This window comes from Psychrobacillus sp. NPDC096623, from assembly GCF_044762655.1.
Lineage (GTDB): Bacteria > Bacillota > Bacilli > Bacillales_A > Planococcaceae > Psychrobacillus.
Map to the genome: position 1 here is coordinate 1 of NZ_JBIWER010000003.1, position 16,130 is coordinate 16,130.

The 16,130-nt window shown below is 36.6% G+C and carries 19 protein-coding genes; 2 read left to right on the forward strand and 17 right to left on the reverse strand.

Features of this window, described 5'->3' with window-relative positions; genetic code table 11:
* Nucleotides 1–137: 137 nt before the first annotated feature.
* From ACIQX2_RS09465 to ACIQX2_RS09480, 4 genes are all read right to left on the reverse strand, one after another.
* The gene (locus ACIQX2_RS09465) at nt 138–335 is read right to left on the reverse strand and encodes a hypothetical protein (protein ID WP_402849214.1); all 198 of its coding nucleotides are present in this window, start codon (nt 333–335) and stop codon (nt 138–140) included.
* A 185-nt stretch (nt 336–520) separates the two neighbouring features.
* Nucleotides 521–652, reverse strand: a complete 132-nt coding sequence (locus ACIQX2_RS09470; RefSeq protein ID WP_402849217.1) for a hypothetical protein — start codon at nt 650–652, stop codon at nt 521–523.
* Nucleotides 653–723: 71 nt separating this feature from the next.
* Entirely contained in the window at nt 724–957 is a 234-nt protein-coding gene (locus ACIQX2_RS09475) for a DUF3953 domain-containing protein (protein ID WP_402849220.1), read from the reverse strand.
* 215 nt (nt 958–1,172) lie between these two features.
* Nucleotides 1,173–1,682 carry an RrF2 family transcriptional regulator gene (locus ACIQX2_RS09480; RefSeq protein ID WP_402849223.1) on the reverse strand — a complete coding sequence of 170 codons (510 nt, stop codon included), beginning with the start codon at nt 1,680–1,682 and terminating at the stop codon, nt 1,173–1,175.
* A 198-nt stretch (nt 1,683–1,880) separates the two neighbouring features.
* Here ACIQX2_RS09480 and ACIQX2_RS09485 point away from each other — a divergent pair, with 198 nt between their 5' ends.
* Nucleotides 1,881–2,528 carry an FMN-dependent NADH-azoreductase gene (locus tag ACIQX2_RS09485; RefSeq protein WP_402849226.1) on the forward strand — a complete coding sequence of 216 codons (648 nt, stop codon included), beginning with the start codon at nt 1,881–1,883 and terminating at the stop codon, nt 2,526–2,528.
* A 213-nt stretch (nt 2,529–2,741) separates the two neighbouring features.
* Here the strand turns inward: ACIQX2_RS09485 and ACIQX2_RS09490 are convergent, their stop codons facing one another.
* From ACIQX2_RS09490 to mce, 8 genes are all read right to left on the reverse strand, one after another.
* Entirely contained in the window at nt 2,742–3,239 is a 498-nt protein-coding gene (locus ACIQX2_RS09490) for a VOC family protein (protein ID WP_402849228.1), read from the reverse strand.
* 324 nt (nt 3,240–3,563) lie between these two features.
* Nucleotides 3,564–3,725 carry a hypothetical protein gene (locus ACIQX2_RS09495; RefSeq protein ID WP_402849230.1) on the reverse strand — a complete coding sequence of 54 codons (162 nt, stop codon included), beginning with the start codon at nt 3,723–3,725 and terminating at the stop codon, nt 3,564–3,566.
* 9 nt (nt 3,726–3,734) lie between these two features.
* On the reverse strand, nt 3,735–4,934 hold the full coding sequence (locus ACIQX2_RS09500; protein WP_402849233.1) for a Y-family DNA polymerase: 1,200 nt from the start codon (nt 4,932–4,934) through the stop codon (nt 3,735–3,737).
* 46 nt (nt 4,935–4,980) lie between these two features.
* On the reverse strand, nt 4,981–5,202 hold the full coding sequence (locus ACIQX2_RS09505; protein ID WP_402849236.1) for a transcriptional regulator: 222 nt from the start codon (nt 5,200–5,202) through the stop codon (nt 4,981–4,983).
* A 765-nt stretch (nt 5,203–5,967) separates the two neighbouring features.
* Complete coding sequence (locus ACIQX2_RS09510) at nt 5,968–6,453, reverse strand: chemotaxis protein CheW (protein WP_402849239.1); 486 nt, start codon at nt 6,451–6,453, stop codon at nt 5,968–5,970.
* Nucleotides 6,454–6,470: 17 nt separating this feature from the next.
* Entirely contained in the window at nt 6,471–7,583 is a 1,113-nt protein-coding gene (locus ACIQX2_RS09515) for a M20/M25/M40 family metallo-hydrolase (protein WP_402849242.1), read from the reverse strand.
* Between the two features lie 14 nt (nt 7,584–7,597).
* Nucleotides 7,598–9,145: an acyl-CoA carboxylase subunit beta gene (locus ACIQX2_RS09520; RefSeq protein WP_402849245.1), complete on the reverse strand. Its 1,548-nt coding sequence runs from the start codon at nt 9,143–9,145 to the stop codon at nt 7,598–7,600.
* A 3-nt stretch (nt 9,146–9,148) separates the two neighbouring features.
* The gene (gene mce, locus ACIQX2_RS09525; RefSeq protein WP_402849248.1) at nt 9,149–9,559 is read right to left on the reverse strand and encodes a methylmalonyl-CoA epimerase; all 411 of its coding nucleotides are present in this window, start codon (nt 9,557–9,559) and stop codon (nt 9,149–9,151) included.
* 123 nt (nt 9,560–9,682) lie between these two features.
* On the opposite strand from mce, the gene prli42 reads away from it, so the two are divergent.
* Nucleotides 9,683–9,778, forward strand: coding sequence for a stressosome-associated protein Prli42 (prli42, locus tag ACIQX2_RS09530; protein WP_175453977.1), 96 nt, complete (start codon nt 9,683–9,685; stop codon nt 9,776–9,778).
* A 226-nt stretch (nt 9,779–10,004) separates the two neighbouring features.
* Here prli42 and ACIQX2_RS09535 read toward each other — a convergent pair whose 3' ends face one another.
* From ACIQX2_RS09535 to ACIQX2_RS09555, 5 genes are all read right to left on the reverse strand, one after another.
* Nucleotides 10,005–10,445: a BrxA/BrxB family bacilliredoxin gene (locus tag ACIQX2_RS09535; RefSeq protein ID WP_402849251.1), complete on the reverse strand. Its 441-nt coding sequence runs from the start codon at nt 10,443–10,445 to the stop codon at nt 10,005–10,007.
* Between the two features lie 41 nt (nt 10,446–10,486).
* Nucleotides 10,487–11,581, reverse strand: a complete 1,095-nt coding sequence (gene meaB / locus ACIQX2_RS09540; protein ID WP_402849254.1) for a methylmalonyl Co-A mutase-associated GTPase MeaB — start codon at nt 11,579–11,581, stop codon at nt 10,487–10,489.
* On the reverse strand, nt 11,581–13,740 hold the full coding sequence (gene scpA, locus ACIQX2_RS09545) for a methylmalonyl-CoA mutase (protein ID WP_402849256.1): 2,160 nt from the start codon (nt 13,738–13,740) through the stop codon (nt 11,581–11,583). The genes meaB and scpA overlap by 1 nt, the downstream gene beginning before the upstream one ends.
* Complete coding sequence (locus ACIQX2_RS09550; protein WP_402849259.1) at nt 13,727–15,376, reverse strand: methylmalonyl-CoA mutase family protein; 1,650 nt, start codon at nt 15,374–15,376, stop codon at nt 13,727–13,729. Before ACIQX2_RS09550 ends, scpA begins: the two co-directional genes overlap by 14 nt.
* 263 nt (nt 15,377–15,639) lie before the next feature.
* Nucleotides 15,640–16,071 (reverse strand): cytidine deaminase, encoded by a 432-nt coding sequence (locus ACIQX2_RS09555; RefSeq protein ID WP_402849261.1) that lies wholly within the window; start codon nt 16,069–16,071, stop codon nt 15,640–15,642.
* Nucleotides 16,072–16,130 lie beyond the last annotated feature (59 nt).

Here is a 16,130-nt window from a genome sequence, read left to right on the forward strand (position 1 = left end):
TTCATTTCCTCACCCCAATACCAATATCCAATTCTATAATTCTATACCTATCCTCAACAAACCTGCCGCGTTAGTTTAATAAGAAAAAAGGCTTTTCTCCTTCTTGAAGTAAAGCACTCGTTAGTTGAAGAGCGAATTTAATCCCTGTTATCTATATCATTATCTAGAAATTTTTTTTTGTCTTCTTCAGTTCCATTCTTTTTTTCAAGAAATTGCCCAATTATTGAACTATTAATACCATTTCTGACTGCTGCTTCTATAATTCCATAAAGAGCTAATAATCCACCAATAGATACTACGACAAATATTACAATAAGCATATTAAGATTATCCATAAAATCACCCCTATAATTCTAATGTTTAATTGAACTAAATTGCTGCGTTAGTATAGGTAAAAACCTTCATTCTTTTTTATATCCTAACGTAAATATCCAATTCTAGATGTAGGACAATTGGCATAATAGCGCGTTTTGTGAAAAATAATCTTTACCTTTAATCCAATAGGTGAAAAACTAGTATTTTATTTTTCGTTAAGTTGTTTTAACAATTCAATTATTTCTTTATTTTGTTCATTTACTTTTCTTAACTTCACTTCAATAGTCAAGCAACTTATTGCTATCACAATAACACCAACGGTTATAATAAAACCCATCTTTAATTCCCCCTCACTACATCTATATTGCTTCATAAAAACCCAGACTCTTCTTCAACTAAACTGCCGCGTTAGTTTAATAAGAAACCCTGTATGGAAACAACGAATATAAATAAAGAAATTGTAATGAACATATACCCTTCAAATCTTTTTCTGTCTCTTTGAAGTTCGATTAATCCCGTTACCAACATAAATGCCCCTAAGAAGAATATCATAAACGGCATTAACTCAAATTTCCTACTTATTAAACCATAACTAGCGAATGCAATAACAATTACTCCTAATAAAATTCTAATTATTTTCACCAATGCACCCCCAAAAAAATTTTGCTCTTATATTAAAGCCTGTTCATCTTGGTAGAAACCCTTATTCAACTAAACTGCCGCGTTAGTTTAAGTGTAACATTTCACAATGGTTAGCTGAAATCTACCTAATTATTTGAACGTAAAAAAAGACCATCGAAATGATGGTCTTGTAGTTGAAGATGCTATTAATCCTAAATGAGCTTAAAGTAAAGGATCTAATTAGTGTCATTTCTTCTAAAGTATTCTCGTGAACCTACTCTTATTTCTTTTGGAAGAACTTGTTCAAGTTCCTCATTTAACCATGAAATAGTCTTACTATTTAGGAACTCATACATTTGCTGTTCTGCTTCTAGCATTACTAAATTTATTGTGCAAGCGGAATTACCTGACGTACATGATGAGCAATTTTCTTTATCTAAATACATAAGATTATTCTTTAAAATATTCTGGCACTGAAAAATAGGCTTAACTCCTTCTACTGCTTTTATTACATCCCAAAAAGATATCTCTTCAGGGGCTTTAGCCAGTTTATATCCTCCATTTACCCCAGATACAGAAATTACGATACCGGCCTTAGATAATTTACCGAAAACTTTAGATAAGTATGTCTCTGATAGTCCTTGAAATTCTGAAAGATCTTTTATTCCTATGCTTTCGTTTGAAGGAACATCAATTAAATAAACAAGGCTATGCAAAGCATATTCAACCATAACACTATACTTCATTTAGTTCACCTGCTTTTATTATTCAAGATAGTAAGTGTAATTGTATATTAACACAAACTTGGAGATGCATATATTTTTTAATTTGACACAAATTATCATTCGATGTATTATAAAAAGCGTCTTAATCATAGATAACTTCTATCGACGATTAATGCAATCTGTAATTATACTAAACATTCTTTTAGGAGGAATACATCTATGAATAAACTTCTTGTAATAAACGCACATCCAATAGTTGATTCAACTTCTTCAGTAAGTCTAAATGTTCTTGATTATTTTATGAGAGCTTACAAAGAGCTACATTCTAATGACGAAATCGTTGAACAGATTAATTTGTATAGTGAAGTAGTGCCTATGATAGATGAAACTGTGCTAACTGCATGGGGAAAATTAAGAAATGGACACGAACTTACTAACCAAGAACAAGAACTAACAGAGCGTATGAATGAGATATTAAAACAATTCAAAAGTGCAAATAAGTATGTTATTGCATACCCATTGCATAACTTTAATGTTTCATCAAAGTTAAAAGCCTATATGGACAATATTTTGATTGCAAGGGAAACTTTTAAATATACTGACACAGGATCAGTTGGGTTACTTAAAGACGGAAGAAGTATTGTTGTGATACAAGGAAGTGGAGCCATCTATACCAATAATGACTGGTATACCGAAGTTGAATACTCTCATAAATACTTAAAGTCAATGTTCAACTTTATGGGAATTGAAGATTACGAAATTATTCGGGTACAAGGAACTGATTTACTGGGTGCTGATAGAGATAATATTTTACAAAAGGGATATGAAGAAGCTGAAAAAGTTGCTTCTGAATTAGCAAAGAAATAAAAAACTGCAAATTACTGCAATATTTAAAACATCCTACAAAACAGGATGTTTTTTTATCACTTATTTTATTATTCCTTGTTCAGCTAAACTGCCCCTTTAGTTCAATAAGAAAAGCCACCTCTAAGGCAGCCTCTTGTTTGCTAAAGCACCCGTTAGTTGAAGTAGAAGACTCACAAACACTGAACTATGGCATACGAAACTTTCAACTTACTATCAAAATGAAATCATAGCCCCTCGCTCATCGAATACTGAGTCTGGGTTCCAAGCAACCTCCCAAAGGTTGTTTTCGGGATCCGAAAAATAAGCTGTTCTTCCTCCCCAAAAGGCATCACTTGGTTCTCTTAAAATATTCCCACCTACTTTTCTAATAGCATCAATTGTTGTATCCACTTCTTCAGTCTTATCTACGTTGATGGCAAAAGTCACGCCACGAAAGGTATCTACGCTTTCAGTAATTTCAACTCCTGTATCCTTAGCCAATTCCTCAATAGGAAATATTGAAAGAATTACACCCGCCGTTTTAAAGGCAGCGTAATTATCAGAACTTATCTCTGTTTCTTCCCATCCTAAACTTTTATAAAACGAACGTAAAATTGGCAAATTAAATGCACCAATAGTAATCAAGCTAATTCTTTGCAATACCATTAATATTACCTCCATATTATTATTAAGTAATAATTTCAACAAAATGTTTAATAATCCTTCTTTCACTATCCTGCCCCTTTAGTTTAAAAAGAAAAAAGGCTTTACCCCTTCTAGAAGTAAAGCACTCAATTAGTTGATTATGTGGTTTTTGTGTTTATTGCTAGGTTATAAAAAAAGATGAATATTTCGGAAAGCGAATCTTCAACTAAACTGCCCCGTTAGTTTAAGTGAACACTTTATCAATCTTATATTAATTTTAACATAAATATCCAATTAAGGTAAAAGTAATTTTTAAACAGATGTGGAGTGGATATTACCATAACATTAATACTACACACAGAAACCCCTAATCCAATATGAACTAGGGGTTTCTGTGTTTATTCAATTTGTTTAATCCTCATTACTCTTAGATGCCTTTATCAGCTCACCAATTTTTTGAGGAGACATACTTAACACCTTATGAATGGATTCGATCACATTTTTGCGCGGTCTATTTACTGATAACTCATCTACTAACTGATTAAACTTATCACTCATTATTTGCTTTTCCATGAATGCCCCCTACTTTTTATGTCCACCAAGTAATTTAGACCTTTTTACTGCAGTTCCAGCATCCGTATAAGAAACAGCTCGAAGTAGTGCAGCCGATCCATATCGATTACGTATACTATCCACTGCACTTGCAAGCTTACGATTCTTCCACTTTTCTTGTTCGAATAGACTTAGCTGCATAGAGTGTTCATCTTCTAATTTAGTAATGGACACGGATAGTTGCCTAACTGGTTTTTGCGCGTAGTTTTCGTTGAATAACTGCTTACATACTTCATAAATTTTTATCGTGTCATTCGTTGCTTCGTGTATCGTACGAGATCGACTGAATCCCCCACCGAAAGCGTTTTTACTATAACCTAACCCAAGAGAAAGAATGACAGCTAAAACTTCTTCTTTTTTGTTATAATCTCGCATAAGTATTTGACTTTTACCGTAGCTTATTTGTTTCTCTATTATGGGTGCACCAAGATCGGATAAATCAATTCCATTAGCATGAAAAACAAGTTGATTCCCCATCACGCCGAAAACCGATTCCATCGTCTTTAAATCATAGTTAGCTAAATCTCCCACTTTAAAGATACCCATATTGTTCAGGTTTCGCTCCATATTGCGACCGATACCCCACATCTCCGATAAAGGAGAAACTGGCCATAATTTCGTTTGAACATCGTCAAATGTCCATTTAGCAAAACCTGTTTTCTTTGCTTCCAAATCGAGAGCCAGTTTAGCCATCAACATATTCGGTCCCATACCAGCAGTGCTGTGTAATTGCAAAGTATCTAGTATTTCTTGTTGAATTTTGAGAATCGTTTCTTCAGGAGGTCCCCACAATTTCTCGGTACCGGTAAGATCAATAAAACTTTCATCAACCGAATAGACGTGTACCGCCTCTGCAGGCACATATTTATGAAGGATTTCCGTTACAGCCATTGACATATTTAAAAAGTAGCCCATCTTGGGTTCAAATAATTTAACCTCCGGGCTGTTTGGTATTTCAAATAAACGAGTTCCAGTTTTTACTCCAAATTGTTTCTTGATAGCAGAACTTGCAGCTAATACAACACTTCCTTTTTGATCTAAGTTTCCAACAACTGCAATAGGAACCGTTTTAACATCTAAATCGTACAGAACGGCCATACAGCTAGCATAAAAGCTCATCATATCAATACAGGCGATGGAGCGATTCGGAACTTTGCTATAGTCAATCATCAAAAAAATACCAGACTATCTTGTTCGTCAATTAACTGTTCCATCATTAAACGGCGCCTCTTTCTTTAGGAAATACGGGAGAAACTGCGAGCACATTATCGATTAGAAACGTTCTTCTAGCATGTTGCTTAAAACAATAAGCCTGGAATAGATCCCCTTGAAACTTAAGGACTTTTACTTTTCGCTTACTAATTTCACCGGTTTTGGAAACATACATTAACTCAACCATCCACCCATGCTTAAAATACTTTACTAATTCACTACGCACATTTGTTCCCTCCTTTTTATTCATTATATGCGAACGTACGTTTTATATCCATAGTAATTATTGTTAATTCTTGAGATAAATTCTCTCTAAATAAGTAAATCATAGATTAAAACAAGTCCTAAAAATGCAAAAGAAGTGGTCAATATGATTACTAGACAGTAAGTATCCAAAAAAGAACACAAAATTCAGCGTTCTAATTATTAGTACATTTTTTCGATTTCTCTCGCCATACGGAAACGCCAAGTGCGTGCGGTTCCTTCCACATTGTGCGTTCAACTTAAGCAATCAGTGCGGCAGATTCTACCTCCCACACCGCTATCTATGTTTCACCTAAAAACGCAAAGACCATTAAATTTTTTTGCTTATGTGTTACTCCTACAAAAAAATTTAAGCTATTGCTACAGAAAACACCGGTAACTTTCTTAAACGAAAAATATATGGGCCATACATTTTTTAATAGTCTACTTTGTTTACTAATTTGCCTTATGAGTTGAAATCTATATGATTTAGGTTTGATACCTATTTTGATTGAAGTGTCGGGTGGGGATCCAGGGGGAAAGCGAACGGCGAAGACCCCACAGTGAAGCGAGGAGGCTAAGGCAACGCCCGCGGAAAGCGTCCTCCTGCAACGATAATCAGCAGGAACAATGAAAAAGATTTACTTTTTAAGTTTGCAGGCGTATTGGGTCTATAGTACAAATATAATATAGTTTCCACTTAAAAAAAGGTAGCTATATAAGCTACCTTTGCTGACTAATCATGAAACTAATTATTAATGGTCTCTTCTTTCTTTACTTCCTCTACATACGATTGAATATCATTAAAGCCTTCTAAAGAACTAACCAATATAGAAGCATCGACGATTGTAATCATACGATTTTCTAAGTTTGCAACTGCTGTGAAATAACGTGTTTTCGTATAATTCACTAGACCAATTTGCTTTAGATTATTCTGATCTATATCTAAAATCTCTTTCGCTTCCTTCACTAGAAGACCAACAGTCATATCTTTCGTATGCATTGTAACTACTTTAGCAGACTCCTCATTTACACCACTACGATTATACAAAATTTGTTCAAAATCGATAATTGGTACAAGTTCCCCACGAATTTTCATCAAACCTATCAAATAATCCGGTAAGTGCGGGATTGGATTGACATGTTCTAATTTCTCTATAGACACTACATGTTCAATGGATACTGCGTATTCTTCATTTCCACATTGAAATACGACAACTTTTTCATTGCCCAATGAAGTCACCTCCTATTTTATTCTGCCGCCACTAAAACGATCTCTACTATTAAATCGGCTAGTTTTTCTAACTCTTCAATAGGCATTCGTTCATTTGTTGTATGAATTTCTTCATAACCGACAGATAAGATAACTGTAGGAATCCCAAAACCAGCAATTACATTGGCATCACTACCACCGCCACTAGTCTTAATCTCCGCAGTTCTTCCAATACGTTCCACTGCACGTTTGGCAACCTGTACGACAGAGTGGTCTTCTTCAAAATGGAAGCCTGGATACATTAATTGTGTTTCTGTCACTGCTTTACCGCCAAATTTTTCAGCCGTTTCTGCAAATGTTGCCACCATATGTGCAACCTGAGCATCTAGTTTTTCTTTGTTGATAGAGCGTGCTTCTGATAAAATATGCACTTCATCACATACGATGTTTGTAGCTTGTCCACCTTCAAAGCGACCGATATTTGCGGTAGTTTCAGCATCAAGTCTTCCTAACTTCATAGCAGAAATCGCTTTTGCAGCTAAAGTTATGGCAGAAATACCTTTTTCAGGAGCCACTCCAGCATGCGCAGTTTTCCCTGTAATTGTCGTCCATAGCTTAGATTGGAAAGGAGCAGCTGTTACAATACCGCCAACAGCCCCATCACTATCGATTGCATAGCCATATTTTGCAGTAAGTAAGGAAGCATCCAATTCTTTTGCTCCTACTAAACCACTTTCTTCTCCAGCAGTAATGACAACCTGGATGTCACCATGCTCGATGGATTGCTCTTTCAAACGACGAATAGCTTCAAACAAAGCGGCGATTCCGGCTTTATCGTCAGCTCCTAAAATTGTTGTCCCATCTGAATAAATATAACCATCCTCTTTAATAACAGGTTTAATCCCCTTACCAGGTACAACCGTATCCATATGGACAGTAAAGTAAATTGTATCTATGTTTGCATTTGATCCCTTTAATGTTGCGATTAAGTTGCCAGCTCCATGACCAGTTTTAGAAGCAGAATTGTCTTCAATAACTGAGAAACCTAGTTGTTCTAATTTACCTTTTAATATAGGGGCAATTACTTCCTCGTACTTTGTTTCAGAATCAATTTGAACTAGCTCTAAAAATTCATCTACTAATCGACTCATTTAAAAGTCTCCTTTTATAATGGAATATTACCATGTTTTTTGTTTGGTCTAGTTTCTTTCTTATTCCGCATCATTTCTAATGATTGAATTAGCTTAATACGAGTTTCCCTCGGGTCAATTACATCATCGACCATGCCCATTGAAGCTGCTACATAAGGATTTGCAAATTTTTCACGATACTCCTCAATCTTTTCAGCACGTACAGCTTCAGGATCATCACTTTGGGCTATTTCACGAGCAAAAATTATATTTGCAGCTCCGTTTGGTCCCATAACTGCTATTTCCGCATTCGGCCATGCAAAAACAACATCTGCTCCAATTGACTTGGAATTTAAAGCAACATAAGCTCCGCCATATGCTTTACGTAAAATAACTGTTATTTTAGGAACAGTTGCTTCTGAATAAGCAAATAATATTTTAGCACCATGGCGAATAATTCCACCGTGTTCCTGTTTAATGCCTGGGAAGAACCCTGTTACATCTTCAAACGTAATGATAGGAATATTGAAGGAATCACAGAAACGAATAAAACGCGCTGCTTTGTCTGAAGAGTCTATATCTAAACCTCCAGCCATTACTTTTGGTTGGTTACAAACTAAACCTACTACCTCGCCCTTAATACGAGCTAGACCAATAACAATGTTCTTAGCAAATTCTTTTTGGACTTCTAAGAAAGAATTTGTATCAACGACTTGTTCAATAACCTTTCGAACATCATAAGGTCGAATTGCTTCATAAGGAACGATATCAGCTAGGTCAGGACGATAATTATCTTCTTCCTTTACTTCAGCTATCGAAGGCTTTTCTTCAAAGCTTTGCGGTAAATAACTTAGCAGTAAACGAACGCTTTCTAAAACTTCTTCTTCTGTTTTTCCACGAAAATGTGCATTTCCACTTATTGTATTATGTACTTTCGATCCACCTAGATCTTCGGCAGAAATTTTTTCACCCGTAACGGTTTCAATCACTTTTGGACCTGTGATAAACATTTGGCTTGTTTCATCAGTCATAAACACAAAATCAGTTATAGCAGGCGAATACACTGCGCCACCAGCACATGGACCTAAAATGACGGAGATCTGCGGAATAACTCCCGAATAAATAGCGTTACGATAAAAAATTTGTCCATATCCATCGAGTGAAACGACACCTTCTTGAATACGCGCACCACCAGAATCATTTAACCCAATAAACGGCGCTCCATTTTTAGCAGCCAAATCCATAACATTCGCAATTTTAAGGGCATGCATTTCGCCTAGAGCTCCACCAAAAACAGTGAAATCTTGGGAAAATAAATAAATAGGACGACCATTTACTTTTCCGTAACCAGTAACTACTCCATCTCCAGGACCTTCTTGCTTGTCCATTCCGAAGTCAACTGTGCGATGCTTGATAAAGGGGTTTAACTCGACGAATGAATCTTTATCTACGAGCAATTCAATACGTTCGCGTGCAGTCAGCTTGCCTTTTTCATGCTGCTTTTCAATACGTTCATCTCCGCCTCCAAGCTCTATCTTGCGTTTACGATCATATAAGTCATTGATTTTTTCATATATATCCATAAATTACTTCACTCCCCCAGTTTTATCGACTAATTCATAGAGTACACCACGAGATGCCTTCGGATGTATAAATGCTACTTGAGCTCCGTGTGCACCTGCTTTTGCTTTTTCATGTATTAGCTGAACGCCTTTTGCCTTTAGCTCGTCCAATCGCTCTTGTATACTAGATACGCCAAAAGCGATATGATGAATGCCTTCACCCTTCTTTTCTATAAATGAATGAATCGTACTTGTTTCATCGGACGGTTGAAGTAATTCTAGAGTAACATTCCCACTATCGATAAAAGCTACACGAACTTTTTCAGATGGAACATCTTCTATATGTAATAGTTTTAAACCTAATGATTCTGTGTAATATGGAAGCGCTTCTTCTATACTTTTCACAGCAATCCCAATATGATCAACTTTCTCCATTTTTACACCCCTTTTAAAAACAACAATCTTCTTCTATTGTACCTATTTCAAAAAAAATTCGCTACCTCTTGTGCATTTTTATGTTTTTGATAAAATAAAGGTACAAGCTAAAGGAGAGAAATTATGCAAAACCAAAAATTTCGTAAAATTATTGTTTATTTAATGATTTTTGTAATGGTAATGTCTACATTACTATTCGGTCTAAGCTTCGTCCTTTAAGAAATAATAAAAACCAGCGAATGCATATGTATGCTTCCGCTGGTTTTTATTTTCTATATAAAGAATGGTGTCTATCCAATAATATTGCTGATTTCCGTTTCAAGCGGAAGTTTCCGCGGGCGAGGTCGAGTCTCCTCGATCGGCTCTACGCTTCATCCCTGTCAGTAATCATATAACTTCAAGACTGTCCTTAGCCTACAAAAACATATAGAAACAGGTTTTGCTTTTAAACTTCTTCGCAATATTCTTCAAATAATCCTTGTAAATGCGTGATTACGGAAGTTGGTGCGTGTCCTTCTATTTCATGACGACCGATTTCTGCTACCGGCTGTCCATCTTTTAACAATACAAATGATGGAGAGGAAGGTAAGTGATCTTCTCCGAAAAGATTACGTGCTTGCTGAGTTGCTAATTTGTCTTGACCAGCAAAAACAGTTACTAAATGATCTGGACGTTTGTCGTAATGTACGGAGTTTGCAGCCGCTGGGCGAGCAATTCCTCCTGCACATCCACATACAGAGTTTACCATTACTAACGTAGTTCCTTTACGAGCAAATGCAGCATCTACTGCTTCAGGTGTTTCAAGTTGTTCAAATCCTGCTGCTTCTATTTCTCCACGAGCTTGTACTAGTATATCATTCATATATAAATTAAAATCCATATTCATTCTGACACTCTCCTTTTTTTAACTAGTTTTATCTTATCAGATTATTTGTTTGAATTCGAGGAAAACAATTCGTCAACTGCTTGGGAAACTGTTATTTTTTCTTCCCGTACTAATTGCTCTAAAGTTGCCATAGATTTTTTCTTAACATTGGATGAAAAAAACTCATCATATAATCGATCTACAATCATTGCTTTAAACCATTCTAACGATTGTTCTTTTCGTCTTTGCTGCCATACAGATTTTTCCTTCATCTGTTGCTGGAACTGCAGTATATTTTCCCAAACAGCATCTAAGCCTATTTTAAATAGCGAAGATACTGCTAGGGCAGGAATCTTCCAGTATGGAGAGGCTGGTGCTAAAAAATGGAGTATTTGCTTATACTCTGCGACGGTTTTTTTCGCTAGCTTTTCATTGGATCCATCAGCCTTATGGACAATAATTGCATCCGTAAGCTCCATTATTCCTTTTTTCATTCCCTGTAGTTCATCACCAGCACCAGTCAGCGCTAGTAATAAAAAGAAATCGACCATTCCTCGAACAATCGTTTCACTTTGACCTACTCCAACCGTTTCAACTAAAATGACATCGTATCCAGCAGCCTCACATAGAAGCATCGTCTCACGAGACTTTTTGTGTACGCCTCCAAGGGTACCAGCAGTTGGTGAAGGTCTAATAAATGCGTTTGGGTGTTTCGCTAGCTCTTCCATTCTCGTTTTATCTCCAAGAATACTTCCGCCTGTTAAAGAGGAACTAGGATCTATAGCTAGAACCGCAACTCTATATCCCTGATCACATAGCATTTTCCCAAATGCTTCTATAAAGGTACTCTTCCCAACTCCGGGAACTCCAGTTATACCGATACGAATGCTGTTACCAGTGTAGGGAAGCAAGTTTTTCAATAATTGCTGACCAATTTGTTGTTGATCATTTACAGTACTTTCAATAAACGTAATAGCTTTTGCTAAATGCAGCCTGGATCCATTTTGAATTTGCTGGAAATATTCCTCTTCATCGATTTGAAGAGGCTTTCTTTTGGAGAACTTTTTAATAGAGGCCTTCCCCACACCATCATGTTGCGATTTAATACCACTCATCACACGCATTGAAGATTCGTTATTATTATCCGTGTTTGACATTAGCCTTCCACTTCCTCATAACCAAGACGCTTGTAAATCTCTTCTATAACTTTTTGTGCAGCAACAGGAATAACTGTTCCTGGTCCGAAAATTGCAGAAGCACCATTTTCTCGTAAGAAAGCATAATCTTGCGCAGGGATAACACCACCAACAACTATCAATATATCTTCTCTACCAAGCTTAGCTAATTCCTCTCTCAATGAAGGAACTAATGTCATATGTCCAGCAGCTAATGAACTCACTCCGACAACATGAACATCATTTTCTACTGCCTGAAGTGCTGTTTCTGCAGGTGTTTGGAAAAGCGGACTAATATCTACGTCAAATCCTAGATCGGCAAATGCAGTTGCAATAACCTTAGCCCCGCGATCATGCCCGTCTTGACCCATCTTAGCGATTAAAATACGTGGTCGGCGGCCTTCGTTTTCACGGAAGTCCTCTGCCATTTGTTTCACTGCATCAATCTCTTCTGCATCATTAAAGTTAGCACTATATACACCACTCACAGAACGGATCACCGCCTTATGTCTTCCAGCTACCACTTCTATAGCATCTGATATTTCACCAATAGTTGCTCGTTCTCGAGCAGCTTTAACAGCAGCTTCTAACAGATTGGTTCCACCATTTCTTGCCGCATCCGTTAAATCATTTAACGCTTCTTGTACAGCTTTCTCATCACGGTTAGCTTTGACTTTTTCTAAACGTTCCATCTGTTTTTGACGAACGACTGAATTATCAATATTTAAAATATCAATAGCATCTTCTTGCTCTAAACGATATTTGTTCACCCCGATGATTACTTCTTTAGAGGAATCAATTTGTGCTTGTTTTTTAGCAGCAGCTTCTTCAATCTTCATTTTAGGTAATCCTGTTTCAATCGCTTTCGCCATACCACCAAGTGCTTCAATTTCTTCTATCAAGGTCCACGCTTTTTCCATTAATTCATGTGTTAGTGTTTCGACATAGTATGACCCACCCCAAGGATCGATTACTTTCGTCATATTCGTTTCTTCTTGCAGGAATAGTTGAGTATTTCTAGCAATTCTAGCAGAGAAATCTGTCGGCAAGGCAATTGCTTCATCTAATGCATTCGTGTGAAGGGATTGTGTATGACCCATTGCTGCAGCATTTGCCTCTACTAACGTTCTCGTAACATTATTAAATGGATCCTGCTCCGTTAAACTCCACCCAGAAGTTTGTGAATGTGTGCGGAGAGCGAGAGATTTAGGATTTTTCGGATCAAAGCTTTGCATCATTTGAGCCCATATTCTCCGAGCAGCACGCATTTTTGCTATTTCCATAAAATAATTCATTCCGATTGCCCAGAAAAATGAAAGTCTTGGCGCAAAAGCATCAATATCTATCCCTGCTGCTAACCCTGTTCGAACATATTCTAGTCCATCAGCTAACGTATAGGCTAACTCTATATCAGCAGTTGCTCCTGCTTCTTGCATATGATAACCAGAAATCGAGATGGAGTTAAATTTCGGCATTTTTTGAGCTGTATAAGCAAATATATCTGCAATAATTTTCATGGACATTTCTGGCGTATAAATATACGTATTACGAACCATATATTCCTTTAAAATATCATTTTGTATCGTTCCAGCTAACTGCTCTGGTGCTACTCCTTGCTCTTCAGCTGTCACAATATAAAACGCCAATATCGGAAGTACTGCACCGTTCATCGTCATCGAAACAGACATTTGATCTAACGGAATCCCGTCAAATAAAATCTTCATATCCTCCACCGAGTCTATAGCTACTCCTGCTTTTCCTACATCACCTGTAACACGCTCGTGATCTGAGTCATAGCCACGATGTGTAGCAAGATCAAATGCAACGGATAATCCTTTTTGTCCCATCGCTAAATTTCTTCTATAAAAAGCATTACTTTCTTCTGCAGTTGAAAATCCTGCATACTGACGTACCGTCCAAGGCTTCGCAACATACATTGTTGGATATGGGCCCCTTGTGTTCGGTGCAATACCTGGTAGATCGTTTAAATGAGAAAATTCCGTCGTGTCTTCTTCGTTATATACAGGTTTTAATGCAATTCCTTCATTCGTTAGGAAAGAATCTCCTGCTGGTATTTTTGTATGTTCCTCTTTTAATATAACTTCTTTAATGGATACTTTTTCGTAATTAGGCGTTGTCATTTAAATCCTCCTTTTTAGCAAGGGATAGTAGTTGCTGCCCTTTTTCAAGAAGCGATTGTCCAGCATAGATACATCCAGATAATCCTGAATCTAACCAGTCTTCATACTCCTCAAATTTCCCTGCAACATCCATTGGTACCGACAGTTTTTCATTTAATAACGCTGGAACTAAACCAGCCGTTTGTTCATCGTTACCAACGAATACTATATAATCGATATTCTGTTCATTTATCCATTTTTGTAAATCGAATGGTTTTAAGTTTTCCGGTGCTACAATTGGTGAAATCCCTAATGCGATTAAATAGCCTTTAACAAAATCCATTCGAGCTTTATATTCCTTTAAAATCCCGTATGGAATAATAGCAGTATTTAATGGACTATCCTCGAATGATTTTCTTAGTTGTTCAAAAGGTTCCGCTAGTCGCTTATATTCAGTTTGTTTAATAGAGACCCCATTCACGTCATCTGGATTTGCATAATTGTTTGTTCCGATTAAAGATTTTTTACGAATAGAAAATGCATTGATCTGTTCGTTCCATTTTGCTGCTGCTCGTTCTAAAAGTAATGCTTGTCTATCCTCTAGAGTTTCTTCTTTCATTAGTGTTAAAAAGTATTTCCACGTTTTTTCGACTAGCTGATTCGTCAAGGTTTCTATATAGTATGAACCACCTGCTGCATCGACAACACGCTGAGTATGTGTTTCTTCTTTTAGTACGAGTTGCATATTTCGAGCAATTCTTTTGGATGTTGGTGTAGCCCCAGTTAAATAATCATGTGGGTACGTCGTCAAACTATCCGCTCCACCAAGAACGGCTGCTAATGCACTATTACCCGCACGCAAAATGTTAACATTTGCATCTAATACGGAGTATGATCGCAACGAAATTTCTGTATGTATAGGGATTACAGGTATATCAGAATTCCCATATGCTTGTCCGAAAGCTTGCCATAGAATACGAAAGGCACGAATTTTCGCTATTTCCATAAAGAAATTGCTTTCAATCGAAAATTGTACAAATCCTTTTTTAACAAGATTCTCTACGCTAGTTTTTTGTGCAAGCGCATCTGCTTGTACCAATACACTTGCCAACTCACTAATAGCATCCCCTCCAGCCTGATGGATGCAAGAACCATTCAAGAAATACGTTCTAGCATTAGACAGCTCTAAATCCTCTGCCCCTTTTATTAAGCCTTGAAGGTCTGTGAAGTGAGTTAAAAAAGTCGGATCATTCGTAACATCTAATATAGCAGTGTGATCCTTTAATAGCGTAGCTAACTCTTCTATTTGATCAGCACTCCAAGTATGTTCTTTTTCTACCTTATAATGAACAACATCATTGCCTTTTGAAAGTGAATCTTTTATTTCTTTAAGTATTGCTCCACTAGTGGATCCTTCTGCCATTTGAGCGATTAACCATTCAGATGACTTTTTCGACTTCCGAATAATCGTGGTTTGCGATGCAGGAATATTTGCCATATCTTCTATTGAATAAAGCGGTTTCAAAATAATCTCTTCTAAGGTTTTCGTTTTTAGTGACTCCAAAGTTTTCCCTTTTAAGGATTTGAGGGCTACTTGCTCCCATTGATCCAATGTTGCTTTGTTAAAAGTCGTTTGTCTCATTTTATCTAATGTCATATGAACGCGCTTTCGCTTCCCCCTAGTTATAAAATTATTCTAATTATATATTAACTGACTCCTATAGCATTAGAAAGGGAAAATTCCTTTTTACTCGGCATCTCCCATTAATCCCACAGTACATAAATTACAGTACCCGTTAATTTAATAAGAACATAGAAACTAATTAAACAAGCATACAACAACCCCTTATTTAAGTAATCTCCCGCGTTACCTCAATCTTTACGCCTTCTTGAAGTAATTCACCCATTAGCTTACGAAGGTCATTCAGTATCACTTGTATATTTTTCTGGTAGTAATTGCATTACATTACACTTTACTAGCTTACCTTTATAAGAAATGATTACATCAGTATCCTTCCCATAATCACTTATTAACTCTCGACACATACCACATGGTGCAACTACCCAACATTTATCTATATCCTCGTGTGGATGAGGGTGAGCTACTGCGACAATCGTTTCAAATTCATGGTCTCCCTCAGATATAGACTTACCAATAGCCATTGCTTCGCCACATACTGTAATTCTTCCTACATTCGCTTCAACGTGTACTGCTGAGTATATCTTTCCCGTTTTCGTCCTTACCGCTGAACCAATGTGATGTCGTTCGTATCTATAATTATTTTCAATAACTTTTTCTGCTTCCTTAATCAATTCATAATCTATATTTTCTAATGGTCTTACTACTAACATAAGAATCTCCCCTCACTACTTTTCGTCTCTTTTTCTTAAACTAAACTACTGCTTAAGTT